We start from the raw sequence: 13,176 nt of genomic DNA on the forward strand, positions 1-13,176 counted from the left end.
TCGGCCGCTGCGCGGCAACGGCTGCTGCGCAGCCTGCGCCTTCCTCGCTCCCAGAGCAGGGCCATCCATGGCCCTTCCCGCGTGCGCTACGCTCGGTCGGCCGCTGCGCGGCAACGGCTGCTGTGCAGCCTGCGCCTTCACTACGCTCGGTCGGCCGCTGCGCGGCAACGGCTGCTGCGCAGCCTGCGCCTTCGCTACGCTCGGTCGGCCGCTGCGCGGCAACGGCTGCTGTGCAGCCTGCGCCTTCGCTACGCTCGGTCGGTCGCTGCGCGGCAACGGCTGCTGCGCAGCCTGCGCCTTCGCTACGCTCGGTCGGCCGCTGCGCGGCAACGGCTGCTGTGCAGCCTGCGCCTTCGCTACGCTCGGTCGGCTGCTACGCAGCAACGGCTGCTGCGCAGCCTGCGCCTTCCTCGCTCCCAGAACAGGGCCATCCATGGCCCTTCCCGCGTGCGCTACGCTCGGTCGGCCGCTGCGCGGCAACGGCTGCTGTCGCAGCTACGCGGGACTGCGTCCCGATCTCGTCCAAGTGGGCCCGCCACTTGGGCTCGTCGCGCCTTGCACTCAGCGCAAAGTCCTCGGTGATCACCCGCGCCCCTTCACGAAATATCCGGGCTAGACAGGCCGATTCGACATCTGCAATTCAAAGCGGCGGGCCAGGCGCCAGGGCCCGCCCACGCCAACTCCACCGACACCGCTGGGTGCTTCATGCAGGCTGCGCGTCGGTGGTCATCGGTTTGGCTGGCGTGCGCGCCTTGGCAGGGCTGCGGCCATAGCGGCGGTTGAGCCAGATGGCGGCGATCAGTGCGCCGACCAGGGGACTGAACCAGGCAAAACTCTGCACCAACGCGGGATCGACGCCCGGCAGCATGTTGCGCAGGCCAATACCGAAGAAGGCGATATGGGTAGCCACGCCGTTGCCGATCATGGCGCCATAGTGTTCCTTTAACCACCACTTTGGATCGCGTGGCGCGCGGCGCCAGCTGAATATGCCGCCGACCAGGCCGAACACGCCGATGCCGCCAAAAACCTGCAGCAAGCTGGAGCCCACCATGGCACCGAAGGCGATTACCCCCGCCCCGCTGAGCGCGCTGATGCCGACCAGGCTCCAGTAGGTGAAGCCAAAGTAGGCGTTTGCATTCTTCTTGTCGCGCACGGCACGCCAGGACTGCCAGCATGCACTGCTGACCAGCACCAGCAAGTAGGTGAGAAAGATCGCACCCACCGACTGACCACGGGCGAGCAGGCCGAACACCAGGGGCACGCCGGTCAGAATGATGCCCAGCATGGACAACAGGTACACCTTGCCGATCTTCTTGTGAAACGGCGAGCCTTTGCGCGCCAGGCCGGCGCTCCAGAACGCGGCCAACGCAATGACGCCGCTCAAGATGTGGGCAATCAGGGCGATACGGTAGCTGTCCATGGGGGTCCTCGTGATCTTGCGGGGGCGAGTCGCGGTCTGCGCCACAGGCTCAGAATGGCGATTGCCTGCGCCGGATTGAGGTGCCAAGGGTCAGCAATCACGGGTGCCGGAAGTCATTTCCTGGGCCTGGCGTGTTGTCCTGACAGCGCAGTATTGCCATGCTGCCGGCATGTCATCGAATGCTCGCCAATTTATCGTCGAGGCCCTGGCGCCGCTGAATCTGGCTGCTTATGCAGCCTGGGCGGTGGTGAGCTGGGAGACCGAAGCGCGCTTGGTTGGCGCCGAGCCGGCCTGGGTCTGGCTGACCCGCGCTGCCCTGCTGAGCTTTTTGCTTGGCTTTATCTCGGTTACCTCGGCCGAGCAGCGACTCAGCTTCGGTCGCTACGCGTGGATCGCCGCCGCCATGGCAGTGTGCAGCCTGGCCGCCTCGGCCTATCGCCCCACCGGAACCGGCCCGATCCTGATGGTGCTGGTGGCAGCGATGTTTGCCTTGCGCCTGGAATTGCGCTGGCTGATTGTCAGTCTGGCGACCTTGAACGCGGCCTATCTTGCCCTGCTCTACTTGCGCACGGGCGCGAATCTTAGTCAGCTTGCCATTACCTCACTGGCCTATATCAGCTTCCAGGCCTTCGCCGCCCTGGTGATGCGCAATACTCGCCGTGCCGAGACGATGAGCGAGGAGCTGCGTGCGGCCAACGCCGAGTTGTTGACTTCGCGCACCCTGCTGGCCGAATCGACGCGTGACCAGGAGCGACTCGCCCTGTCGCGGGAACTGCATGATGTTGCCGGCCACACCTTGACGGCGTTGAAGCTGAACCTGTCGGCCCTGATGCGTGACTCGCGTCAGCCCGATCCCGCGCGAGTGAAACTATGCGCTGAGTTGGCCGATGAGCTGCTGCAGACCTTGCGCTCGGTGGTTCAGCAGACCCGCGCCCGCAACGATCTGGATCTGGGACAGGCGATCGCCAGACTGGGCGTGTCGTTTACCCGGCCGAGCATGCACTTGGAAATGCCCGGTGACCTGCGACTGGGCAGCCAACCGGTATTCGAGGCCGTATTGCGAGCGGTACAGGAGGCCCTGACCAATGCCGCACGCCATGGACTCTCGCGACACCTGTGGGTGCGGCTGAAGACCGACGAGAATGGACTGCAATTGGATATCGAAGACGACGGCCGGGTAAGCTGGCCGCTTACCCCGGGCGGCGGACTCAGCGGCATGCGCGAACGCTTCGAACAGATCGGTGGCGAGCTGCGTTGGTCCATCAGCCAGCGCGGCGGCCTGCATCTACAGGCACGCTGTCCGTTGCGGCAAGGTCGCCCGCCAAGTGCCGGTCTGGCGCGCGTCTCCGGTGAAGCCAGCAAGGAACCAGCGGCATGAGCGTGATCCGTCTTGCCCTGGCCGATGATCAAGCCCTGGTGCGCTCCGGCCTGCGCGCACTGCTGGCGGACTTTGCTGAAGTCGAGGTCAGCCTGGAAGCCGAAGACGGCGAAAGCCTGCTGGCCAAGTTGCAGCAGCAACCTGTGGATGTGATCCTGTCTGACATCCGCATGCCGGGCGTGGGTGGCCTGGAGGTGCTGCGCCGTCTGCGCGCAGCTGGCAATGCGACGCCGCTGATCCTGCTCACTACCTTTGACGAGGACGATCTCGCCCTGCAGGCCGCCGAGGCCGGCGCGCAAGGCTTTCTACTCAAGGATGCGTCGCCGGAAGACCTGCTGGAGGCGATACAACGCGCCGCGGCCGGCGAAACGCTGCTCGCGCCGGTGGCCACCGATCCGGTGCGGGCGCGCTATGCCTACCGCGATCAGAGCCCGCCCAGCGATACCTTCAACGAGCGCGAGGTGTCGATCCTGCGCTTGCTGGCCGGCGGCTACTCGAACAAGGAGATTGCCCGCAGCATCCATCTTTCGGAAGGAACGGTAAAGAACTACGTCAGCGAGATTCTCGACAAGCTTGGCACTCGCGACCGGACCCGCGCCGTGTTGAAAGCCATCACTCTGCGGATTATCTGAGCCGATCCAGGGCGGGTAGCGGCAATGCGGACAGCTTCAGCCCGGCCCGGGTCAGCGCTGCGCGCGCGATTTGCCTGGCCTGTTCGGCGCGCAATTCATCGCCCTCGGCCTGCCACCAGTCCGCCGCTTGCGCCTGCAACAAGGCGACCTCCAAGCCTTCTCCAGGGGCGGCGCCGACCGTGCTGATCTGCAGTGCTTGCAGCCGCTTCAGCGCGGCGGCGCGATCGCCACGCTGCCAGGCGCAGCGCGCCTCGGTCAATCCGGCCTGGCGCTGCAATTCCGGGTCGGTGATCGACGCCAATGCCGACAGCGCATCATCTTGCCATCGGCCTTGCCGGCAATTCAGCGCGACGCGGAACAGCCTGATCTGCGCCAGCATGTTGGGGGTGGCCGCACTGCCTTGCTGCTGCAACTGCTCGGCCTGCAGCAGATGCTGTTCGGCCACGATCCAACGATCAAGGTCTGCGTTAAGTCGCAGCGCCGCCAGTTGATAGGGCAAGGAGTGCTGCAGCGAGGGCAAGCCGAGCACGGCAATCTGCTCGGCAAAGCCCTGCTCGGCCAGCTGCAGGGCGCGCTCAATGTGCCCCTGATAGCGCAGGGCTTCGGCCCAGGCGATACGGGCACCTGCGCGCATCTGATTGGGGCCGCTGGAAACCTGATCGAAATGCTCGATGGCGGCGCTCAGCTTCTGCTCCAGCAGAGCAAACTCAGCCCGCATCACATGCAATCCCACCGCATTGATGCGCGCGATGGCCATGGCGCGACCGCTCGCACCTTCGCTGGCGGCAATGCGCTGCTCCAGGGACTGTTGCAAGGCGGCAGCGCGGTCGAAATCACGCAAACGGGTATGTGCCACGATCAGCGCACCCAACACCTTGCTGCGCACCGCTGACTGATCGTCGACAGCCAGCAATTGCGCGTACAACGGTTGCAGATGCGCCACCGCCGCGGCGGGATCGTTGCGCAGAATCTCCAGAAAGCCGCGCTTGCCGGCGACGGTGAAATAGGTCGAACGCAGCGCTGGCTGGTGGTCGAGCAGGCGCATCGCCGCATCGAAGTGGCCAATGGCCAGATCGATCTCGCCGCGCGCTTCGGCGATTTCGCCCAGCGTTCGCTCGATGCTGGCGGCCACCTCCGGCCGATCGCTCAGCGCCGGTAGCAAGGGCTGCGCGCGTTGCAGCAGGCGCTGCGAATCGGCATGCAGTCCGCGCACGAAGTACAGGTGGGCAATGGTGGCCAGCAGTTCGGCACTCAAGGCGGGCTCGGTCGAGGCGCGCGCCGCTGCCAACTCGCCGCCCTTGGCCAGCAGCTCCTCCGTGGTCGGCAACTCGCCCCTGGGTCGATCGGGGAAGCTGGCCGCGAATAGATCCAGCAGGAAGCGGTGCACCACCGAAGCCTGCGCCAGCGCCTGTTCGGCACGCGCCTGTTCGGCCAGTGCATTGCGCCGCTGCTGGTCGGCCTCCAGACCAAACCACAGGCTAAGGACAGCCGCCAGCATCACACTGAATACCGCTGAGGTCAGCGAAGCGGCAACCAACCGGTGCCGACGGATCCATTTGGCCAATCGATAACCGCCACCCTGCCGTCGCAGAGCCTGTACCGGATGACCCAGCAGCCAGCGGTTCAAGTCGTCGGCCAGCGCATCGGCACTGGCATAGCGTTCGGTCGCCGCATCCGCCAGCGCCTGCATGACGATGGCATTCAATTCCTGCACAGCACCGAGCGCACCGGCCCCGACATCGGCATCGATCGCCAGCGGCGCCGGCAGCAGCGATTGCGGATCCCGCTGCGGTGGCTGTCCGGCGAGCAAGCGGTACAGCAAGGCGCCCAGGCCATACACATCCATCGCCGTGGAGGGCGGCGCCTGGCGAAACTGCTCTGGCGCTGCGTAGGCCGGACTGAACGCCATGTTAGCGGTGCGTGTCTGCTCCGCCGCATCGAGCAGGCGGGCGATGCCGAAGTCGAGTAAATAAGGGTGGCCCTCGGCATTGACCATCACATTGGAGGGCTTGATATCGCGGTGCACGACCAGATTGCGATGGGCATAAGCCACCGCGGCAAGCACCGGCAGCAGCAATCGCACGCGAGCAGCCGGGCTCAAGCCAGCGCGCTCGCACCACTGATCGATGCGCTGCCCGTCGATCAAGGCCATGGCAAACCAGGGCGTGCCGTCGCCGGCCAAACCGGCATCGTACAGAGGAGCGATGTGCGGATGCTGCAGTCGCGCCAGAATGGCCTGTTCCTGCCGCGGGCCGTCTGTCTCGCTGCCGCGCGCCGACACCACCAGTTTCAGCGCCGCCTCACGCTCAGGCATGCTGGCATGACGGGCGCGATACACCACGGCCATGCCACCGCGCCCGAGCACCTCGCCGATCAGCCAGTCGCCCAGACGCTGGGGGGCTGCCCAGGCCTCCGGCGTGCAGGCATCGGCGCGCAGCAATGCCTGCACTCGCTGTCGCACAGCGGTGTCCAGGCTTCGCGCGGACAGGGACGCCTGACGCTCCTGCACTGGCAGTTCAAGCAGCTCGGCAAACACGCTGTCAGCCTCGCGCCACAGCTGGGTATCGTCCGCACTGAGCTCGGAGAGGTTCATAACCGCTCCAGACGCGCCATAAGCAAGGCCCGCGCTCGCTGCCAGTCACGCTCGGTGGAACGCAAGGGTGTGTTCAGGGTCGTGGCGATCTCAGCCAGCTCGAAGCCGCCCAGCAGACGCAACTCGGCCACCTGGCGCAATCGCGGGCTGATCCGCTGAAGGCTGTCCAGGGCCTGATCCAGGGCGGCCAGATCTTCCGCAACATCCGGCGTGCCGGCCGCGTCGCAGGCATCGGTCAACTCGACGCGACTGAGATTGCCTCCGCGCTTCTGCGCATTGCGCAGGCGCAGGTGATCGACCCACACAGCATGCATTACCCGCTGCGCACAGGCCATGAAGTGCTGCCGATCCTGGATATCGCCGCGCGCTCCCTGACTGAGCCTCAGATAGGCCTCATTGACCAGCACGGTAGGCGACAGGGTGTACTCGACGCCACCCCAGCGCTGTTGCGCCACCCGATGCAACTCCTGGTACAGGGCAGCGAAGACCTGCGGCAGGGCCGCGCGGTCGCCGCGCTTCGAGTCGCACAGCCATTCAGTGATCTCGCTCATGCGCAAAGCATACGGAGGCTGGCGGTCGGTCGCTGCCGCCGAGGCGCTTTTGATCACCCGCTCATTCCGCCATTCGACGCGCCCGTCGGTGACTGGCGCGAAATTGGCGGTCGCGGTCGGCGATTTTCGAAATAGCCAACACCGGCACGCTGAGCGCATTGGCGCCAGGCGGCTATCACTCAGCCCCAAGGAATCGACATGCAAACACGTCAAATCATCAGCTGGCTCTTCGCCGCCAGTTTCGCCACCGGCGCCGCCCAGGCCGGAGTGCACACCGTGCAATTGACCGTTGACCCCGCGATCGTGCCGGATATCGTGGCCAGCGAGAACGCCGGCGACTTCCTGCTCGCCTATTCCTCCCGTGGCGGCGTCAATGGCAACTGGTTCAACGATGGTGTGCTGGGCCCGGCGGAGTCGCTGCACTTTCGGACGCTCGGCAGATTTGACTACGCCACCCCGCATCTGGCCTTCAAACCGGGCTACGGGGTGCTGCTGAGTTTCGAGGAAACCACTCGCCCCGACTCGCCTTTTGGCTTCCCGGTCATGGGCATGTGGCTGAAGCACCTGAACGCCAGCCTCAGCGGGCCCGCTCCTCGCGAGGTCGATATCCGACGCGGCTTGGCGCGGCCGTCCGCCTTTGAGATGGACCTGCTCTCCGACACCCGAAGTGGCCGCTGCTGCACCCTGCTGGCCTACAGTCATCCATGGAACGGCTGGTTGGGACTGGAACTGATGTCGGGCAACGGCGAGGCCCTCGCGAACCGCAAGGATCTGCAGGTCGACGGCAGCGCCGACTTGCGGGTACGCAACCCGGCGATTGCCTATCAGAGCGATGCTGGGTTCTTTGCGGTGGCCTACGAGACTCGTCGCGATATTCGCGTGCGCCTGGTCTATCCCACTCTGATTTCGGCCAGCCGCGCCGAATTCAAATGGATCAGTGGCGACTATGTGGTCGCCAACAAGACCCAACCCGCTCGTTATGAATCCCTGGTCGACGGCCATCCCAGCATCGCCTACTCAGCGGAACTGCGTCAGTTTCTGGTCACCTGGCTGGATCACACGCAAAGCACTGGCGAGCGCCGTCGGGTGATGGCCCGTGCCCTGACGCGTGGCGGCCTGCCCAGCGGCTCAACCTTTACCGTGCAGAGCAGCTGTGCCGTCGGCAGTTGGACCTGCCTGCTGACTCGTCCGGCCGCCAGCGGTGCACCGCAGGTGTTTGCCTTCGGCGGCGGTTTCCAACTCAGCTTTGCCGCGATGCCCTGGAATCAGCTCGATCGGCAATGGGGCGTATTGGGTCATCGGGTCAACAGCAGCGGCAGCGGTTTCACCATCAGTACCCGCTGGTTGACACCGATCAGCGACGCCGAGATCGGCTCGCTGCGTACCGCCTACGATCCGCGCTCGGGCATCGCTGCCGCCACCTGGTTGGCCACTACCCGCTCAGTGGGCGATCGCATCACGATCGAGAACACCTCCTTGCTGATCAGCGACTTCCTGCCATGATTCGCGCCAACACGAGGTTGAAAGCGAGGACACTCAGCGCTTTTCTGATCGCCACTCTGCTGCCGCTGTTGAGCGTGCAGACGGTCAGCGCCCAGGTGTTCGCCATCGACGGCGGCTTTGCGCTGGACAGCCAGCCGGCGGAACCCAGCGTGCAATTCAACGCCAGCGACGGCCAGGCGCAAGCGCTATGGGCACAGCGTGGTTCGGTGATCGCCGTAGGCCTGGACGGCGCGCGGCGCTCAGCCTCGCGCAGCATCATCATGTCCGGCGTCGCCAATTGCGATGATCTGCCACGCTGCACGCGCTACACCACGCCGCGCATCGCGTCGGTTCCGGGCGGCCATCAGTGGCTGGTCGCCGCCGAGCGCCTCGACTTGGAGGATCGTGGTTTCGACCATATCGGTGGTGGCTCATTTCCGTTGATCCTCAGCTACCCGCGGCTGGAGGTGGCGGCCTTTGACGCGGCCCGACGGGTGCACTGGCGGCGCGTGCTGGATCCGGCGGAAGGCAACCTGTACATCGGCCCGCAGCGACCGAGCATCGCGGCCACAGCGAACTCCGTGTTGCTGGCCTACACCGATATGCGTCCGGCCGACGGCCTGCGCCACCGGCTGATGGTGCAGCAGCTGAGCACACGCGGCGATCTGCTGGGTGAGGCACGAGCGATCAGCAGCCCGGCTGCGGCCTGGGCCGACAACGGCAGCCTCGCTGCCAGCGAGAACGAGTTCTTGCTGGTCTACGAGACCGATCAGGACCTGCGGGCACAGCGCATCGACGCGTTCAGTGGCACGGTGGGGCGGTTCGAAGTGATCGCGGTGAAAACCGCGGCGGAGAGCACTCCGAGCGGCAAGCCGGTGGTGATCTACTCGGCGCTGCATCGACGCTACTTCGTCAGCTGGCGCGAAGACTCCCGCATCCGCCTGCTATCGCTGAGTTCAAGCGGCCGCCCGCTGCATGCGCCGGTCAACCTGCCGCCGCCTTGCAGCGGCTTTGCCTGCCTGTTTTCCAGCCAAGTGGCCGGCTGGCCCAGTCTCAGTTTCAGCCCGGATGGCGACCAGCTGAACGTCGTGTTCAGCGCTCGACCCGTGCTCGACACTGCCCGCGTCGGTCAAGTGGCCTATAGCCTGCCGCTGGCAACCCTGGCCAGCGCTCGGCCCAGCTCCCGCTGGCTGGTCGCGCCCACCGACGGGCCGGCCGACGAGTCGAGCCACGCAGTCTCGGCGCTGAATCCGATCTATGCCGTGTATCGCAACGGCAACCGCATGTACGCCAAGTTTCATCGCGAGTGATGGAGAGGCCGGCAGCTCACGCGCTGCCGGCCACCTTGCGCGCCCGATTGATCTCGCGCAGCCAGGCAAACAGCGGCTGCCAATCCTCCTGCTGCTGCAGGATGGCCTGCGAGTGATAGTCGAACAGGCTCTTGCCGAGGCCAGCAAGCAGCACATAGGCCTGGGCATCACGCAACTGGGCGACCAAAGGAAAGCCCCATTGACAGATTTCGTCGAGGGCGCGCTGGCTGGCCTGGGTCCAGGGCCGAGTGCGGTTGGCGACCAGCCCGATCGGCATCGCCTGCTGCTTCACTGTCGGGTGCGCGGCGAGACGCTGCAGGAAGCGCTGACTGGCCCGTAAGTCGATGGCCGAGGGCAGGACCGGCACCAGCACAGCGTCGGCCCGCTTCAGCAAGGGCTTGAGCAGGGCCTCATCGGCACCCGCCGGGGTGTCCATGACCAGGCGCTGGGTGTCCGCCGGCAGCTGCTTGGACCACTTCTTTTGCCGGCCATCAACGACGATGACCGGATACGCTTGCTCGGCGCGCAGGGCGCACCAGTCGGTCGATGAGCCCTGCGGATCGGCATCGACCAGAACACTGCGCTTGCCGGCCAGGGCGAAATAGGCCGCCAGCTGCGTACTGAGGGTGGACTTACCGCAGCCGCCCTTGGAACTCGCCACCAGAATCGACAGCATCAACCCGTTCCCCCGTTCGACCTCGCGCCGCCTCAGTGAGTGGCCGCTCAAACTGTGAACTTTCGCACCGACGGCGCCCGCCACGGCCTCCGCTCCGGGCATTGAACCATCGCCAGCGCCGAACGCAAAGCCAGGACGGATGAATCGCCGACAACCCGATGACTTTACGCACAGCGGCTTGCGGTGCTAGTGTTGGGGCCGCAGAGGACCTTTGCGCTCCTCCAAGCTCATCCCCCGGTTGCCTTCCAACCCTTCGATCCCAATCTCGCACCACGCGAGGGACTATCGTGCACGACAACTCATCCGACCTCGGCGGCGATCAGGCCGCTGTGCAGGAAGCGCCGTCCGAGACGCGCGCCTCAAAATCCACCGACTCAGCACCGCGTTCGCGCGGCAAGCGTTCGTCCAGCAGCGCCGGCGACAATCCGGCGAGCAGCGACAACGCGTCGACCGAGTCCTCTGCGCCGATCGCTGACAGCGCCCCCGCCGAGTCTGCGGCTAGCGATAACGCCGCTGGCGGCGACGGCGACGGCGGCGACGGCGGCAAGGACGGCCGCGAGCAGAACAACCACCCGCGCGAAGGCCGCGAGGGTCGCCATCGGCGTGACCGCCGCAATCGCCGCAATCGCGACCGCGATCGTGGTGAGCGCGGAAGCGACGATCAGCCGGAGCGCGGCAACCGCGACGAACGCGGTGAACGCAATGAACCGCCGCCGACCTTCCAGCTGCCACCGAATTTCCCAACCTATTCGCTGACCGATCTGAAGCGCATGCATGCCGGGCAACTGCTCGACATCGCCGAACAGATCGGACTGGGCGAGGCGGTGGCCCGTCTGCGCAAGCAGGACGTGACCTTCGCCCTGCTGAAAGCGCTGACCCGCACGTCGGACGGCGTGGCGGGCGAGGGCGTGCTGGAAATCCTGCCCGATGGCTTTGGTTTCCTGCGCTCGGCCGACGCCAGCTATCTGGCCGGCCCGGACGACGTCTACATCAGCCCGAGCCAGATCCGCCGTTTCAATCTGCGCACCGGCGACTACCTGATCGGCAAGATCCGCCCGCCCAAGGATGGCGAGCGCTACTTCGCCCTGGACAAGGTCGGCACCATCAACGGCGAGCCGCCGGAAGCGACCAAGAACAAGGTCCTGTTTGAGAACCTCACCCCGCTGTTCCCGCGCGAGCGCTTCAAGCTCGAGCGCGGCAATGGCAGTACCGAGGACATCACCGGCCGTATCCTCGATCTGGTCAGCCCGATCGGCAAAGGCCAGCGCGGCCTGATCGTGTCGCCGCCGAAAGCCGGCAAGACGATGCTGATGCAGAATGTCGCCCAGGCGATCATCCACAACCATCCGGATGTGCACCTGATCGTGCTGCTGATCGACGAGCGCCCGGAAGAAGTCACCGAAATGCAGCGCAGCGTGCGCGGCGAAGTGGTCAGCTCGACCTTCGACGAGCCGGCCGCACGCCATGTGCAGGTCGCCGAGATGGTGATCGAACGGGCGAAACGCCTGGTCGAGCACAAGAAGGACGTGGTGATCCTGCTCGACTCCATCACCCGTCTGGCCCGCGCCTACAACACCGTGGTGCCAAGCTCAGGCAAGGTGCTGACCGGCGGCGTCGACGCCAACGCTCTGCAGCGGCCGAAGCGCTTCTTCGGTGCCGCGCGCAAGGCTGAGGAAGGCGGTTCGCTGACCATCCTCGCCACCGCCCTGGTCGAGACCGGCTCGAAGATGGACGAGGTGATCTACGAAGAGTTCAAGGGCACCGGCAATATGGAAGTGCACCTGGACCGCCGCATCACCGAAAAGCGCGTCTATCCGGCGATCAATATCAACCGCTCCGGCACCCGCCGCGAGGAACTGCTGATCGAGCCGGACTACCTGCAGAAGATCTGGATCCTGCGCAAGCTGCTGCATCCGATGGACGAACTGGCGGCGATGGAGTTCCTGCTCGACAAGATGAAGAACACCAAGACCAATGACGAGTTCTTCGCCTTCATGAAGCGCTGAGGCAGAACATTCTGCTGCGTCACAACGCCGGCGTTTGCCGGCGTTGTCGTTTCTGAACCTCGTCCTCCCCTGCGCCGCCTTCGGTCGGCCCAGGCTGGCGAGCGAGCGGGTCTGCGACTAAGCTGGCCGCGCGATGGATGCCGAATCGACTCAACCCTGCCCAGCCGGCCGCTTCCTGGCCGCACCCGACGCCGAGCTGGCTGGCTTGGAGCAGGCCCTGCGTGGCTGCAATACGCCGGCTGAGGCGGCCTGGCGGCTAGCCGAGGCGGCTGGTCGACTGCTTGAGCTCAGCGATTGTGTGGTCTATCTGCGCCCGCGCGCCCAGGGCGCCCTGGTGCAGGTGGCCGCCTGGGGCAGCAAGCAGGTGGCGATCGGCATTCTGGAGAATCCAATCCGCTTGCCGATTGGTCTTGGCATCGTCGGCGCCTGCGCCCGCGACCGGGTCCCGGTGCTGGTGGCCGATACCCTGCTTGATTACCGCTACGTACCGGATGTCGACAACAGCCGTTCAGAACTGGCAATTCCACTGATCCGACGCGGTCAGCTGGTCGGCGTGCTGGACAGCGAACACAACGAGCCCGATTACTACAACAGTCTGCATATTCGTGCCCTGTTGAAACTGGCCGAGGTATTTGTCGAGTGCGAAGCGGTGGGCTATCTGGCTGAGGTGTGATCGCAGCCAGATCGTAGGGCGTAGGTCTCGCCCCGCCGATTGGCGATCCTCGGCGAAGGGTGGCGGATCAAGACCTGAGGCTTCGCCACTTTCTTATCTACTTCTTCGCTGCGCGCAACCCCAAGAAAGCCAAGATCAACAGCGTTTCGTACCGCCCTTCAGGCGGCCCGAGGTAATTTCTCTTGCTTCCCCAAGAGAAAGGTACCCACAGAGAAGGGGCCCCGGGTCCAGCGCACGGTGTACGAACGGTGCGGCCAGGAGGGCCGATCAACGGGTCCCGTGGCAACGCGGCACGCGCCTGCTGAGCTAGCCCGGATGTTTCATGAGGGGGTGCGGATGATCACCGAGGACTTTGCGCCGAGTGCAAGGCGCGACGAGCCCAAGTGGTGGGCCCACTTGGGCGAGATCGGGACGCAGTCCCGCGTAGCTGCGACAGCAGCCGACCGAGCGTAGCG

General features: G+C 65.6%; 11 protein-coding genes. 6 read left to right on the plus strand and 5 right to left on the minus strand.

Annotation, left to right across the window (positions count from 1 at the left end):
- Together IFO71_RS20370 and IFO71_RS20375 are read right to left on the minus strand one after the other, a co-directional pair.
- A partial coding sequence (locus tag IFO71_RS20370; protein ID WP_225444823.1) for a hypothetical protein occupies nt 1–435 on the minus strand: 435 nt, incomplete at its 3' end.
- A gap of 268 nt (nt 436–703) precedes the next feature.
- Nucleotides 704–1,420 (minus strand): hypothetical protein, encoded by a 717-nt coding sequence (locus tag IFO71_RS20375; protein ID WP_192031530.1) that lies wholly within the window; start codon nt 1,418–1,420, stop codon nt 704–706.
- 169 nt (nt 1,421–1,589) lie between these two features.
- Here IFO71_RS20375 and IFO71_RS20380 point away from each other — a divergent pair, with 169 nt between their 5' ends.
- Both IFO71_RS20380 and IFO71_RS20385 read left to right on the plus strand, forming a co-directional pair.
- The gene (locus IFO71_RS20380; RefSeq protein ID WP_192031531.1) at nt 1,590–2,798 is read left to right on the plus strand and encodes a sensor histidine kinase; all 1,209 of its coding nucleotides are present in this window, start codon (nt 1,590–1,592) and stop codon (nt 2,796–2,798) included.
- Nucleotides 2,795–3,430, plus strand: a complete 636-nt coding sequence (locus IFO71_RS20385; RefSeq protein WP_192031532.1) for a response regulator — start codon at nt 2,795–2,797, stop codon at nt 3,428–3,430. The genes IFO71_RS20380 and IFO71_RS20385 overlap by 4 nt, the downstream gene beginning before the upstream one ends.
- On the opposite strand, the gene IFO71_RS20390 is transcribed toward IFO71_RS20385, so the two are convergent.
- Both IFO71_RS20390 and IFO71_RS20395 read right to left on the minus strand, forming a co-directional pair.
- Nucleotides 3,423–6,023 (minus strand): serine/threonine-protein kinase, encoded by a 2,601-nt coding sequence (locus IFO71_RS20390; RefSeq protein ID WP_192031533.1) that lies wholly within the window; start codon nt 6,021–6,023, stop codon nt 3,423–3,425. The two genes, IFO71_RS20385 and IFO71_RS20390, sit on opposite strands and share 8 nt — an antisense overlap.
- A complete protein-coding gene (locus tag IFO71_RS20395) occupies nt 6,020–6,574 on the minus strand; it encodes an ECF-type sigma factor (RefSeq protein ID WP_192031534.1) in 555 nt (184 codons plus the stop codon). Before IFO71_RS20395 ends, IFO71_RS20390 begins: the two co-directional genes overlap by 4 nt.
- Before the next feature lie 198 nt (nt 6,575–6,772).
- Between IFO71_RS20395 and IFO71_RS20400 the strand changes: the two genes are divergently transcribed.
- On the plus strand, nt 6,773–8,077 hold the full coding sequence (locus IFO71_RS20400; RefSeq protein ID WP_192031535.1) for a hypothetical protein: 1,305 nt from the start codon (nt 6,773–6,775) through the stop codon (nt 8,075–8,077).
- Nucleotides 8,074–9,366, plus strand: coding sequence for a hypothetical protein (locus IFO71_RS20405; protein WP_192031536.1), 1,293 nt, complete (start codon nt 8,074–8,076; stop codon nt 9,364–9,366). The genes IFO71_RS20400 and IFO71_RS20405 overlap by 4 nt, the downstream gene beginning before the upstream one ends.
- Before the next feature lie 16 nt (nt 9,367–9,382).
- Here the strand turns inward: IFO71_RS20405 and IFO71_RS20410 are convergent, their stop codons facing one another.
- Complete coding sequence (locus IFO71_RS20410) at nt 9,383–10,042, minus strand: ParA family protein (protein WP_192031537.1); 660 nt, start codon at nt 10,040–10,042, stop codon at nt 9,383–9,385.
- A 287-nt stretch (nt 10,043–10,329) separates the two neighbouring features.
- Between IFO71_RS20410 and rho the strand changes: the two genes are divergently transcribed.
- A complete protein-coding gene (gene rho, locus IFO71_RS20415; RefSeq protein WP_425502928.1) occupies nt 10,330–12,048 on the plus strand; it encodes a transcription termination factor Rho in 1,719 nt (572 codons plus the stop codon).
- 133 nt (nt 12,049–12,181) lie between these two features.
- Nucleotides 12,182–12,721: a GAF domain-containing protein gene (locus IFO71_RS20420; protein WP_192031538.1), complete on the plus strand. Its 540-nt coding sequence runs from the start codon at nt 12,182–12,184 to the stop codon at nt 12,719–12,721.
- The last annotated feature ends 455 nt before the right edge of the window (nt 12,722–13,176 follow it).

The sequence above is a fragment of the Pseudomarimonas arenosa genome (assembly GCF_014841215.1).
Taxonomy (GTDB): Bacteria; Pseudomonadota; Gammaproteobacteria; order Xanthomonadales; family Xanthomonadaceae; genus Pseudomarimonas; species Pseudomarimonas arenosa.

Coding starts and splice junctions, on each gene's coding strand:
- IFO71_RS20420 (WP_192031538.1), top strand. CDS start 12,182: ATGGATGCCGAATCGACTCAACCCTGCCCAGCCGGCCGCTTCCTGGCC.
- IFO71_RS20385 (WP_192031532.1), top strand. CDS start 2,795: ATGAGCGTGATCCGTCTTGCCCTGGCCGATGATCAAGCCCTGGTGCGC.
- IFO71_RS20375 (WP_192031530.1), bottom strand. CDS start 1,420: ATGGACAGCTACCGTATCGCCCTGATTGCCCACATCTTGAGCGGCGTC.
- IFO71_RS20380 (WP_192031531.1), top strand. CDS start 1,590: ATGTCATCGAATGCTCGCCAATTTATCGTCGAGGCCCTGGCGCCGCTG.
- IFO71_RS20400 (WP_192031535.1), top strand. CDS start 6,773: ATGCAAACACGTCAAATCATCAGCTGGCTCTTCGCCGCCAGTTTCGCC.
- IFO71_RS20410 (WP_192031537.1), bottom strand. CDS start 10,042: ATGCTGTCGATTCTGGTGGCGAGTTCCAAGGGCGGCTGCGGTAAGTCC.
- IFO71_RS20395 (WP_192031534.1), bottom strand. CDS start 6,574: ATGAGCGAGATCACTGAATGGCTGTGCGACTCGAAGCGCGGCGACCGC.
- IFO71_RS20405 (WP_192031536.1), top strand. CDS start 8,074: ATGATTCGCGCCAACACGAGGTTGAAAGCGAGGACACTCAGCGCTTTT.
- IFO71_RS20390 (WP_192031533.1), bottom strand. CDS start 6,023: ATGAACCTCTCCGAGCTCAGTGCGGACGATACCCAGCTGTGGCGCGAG.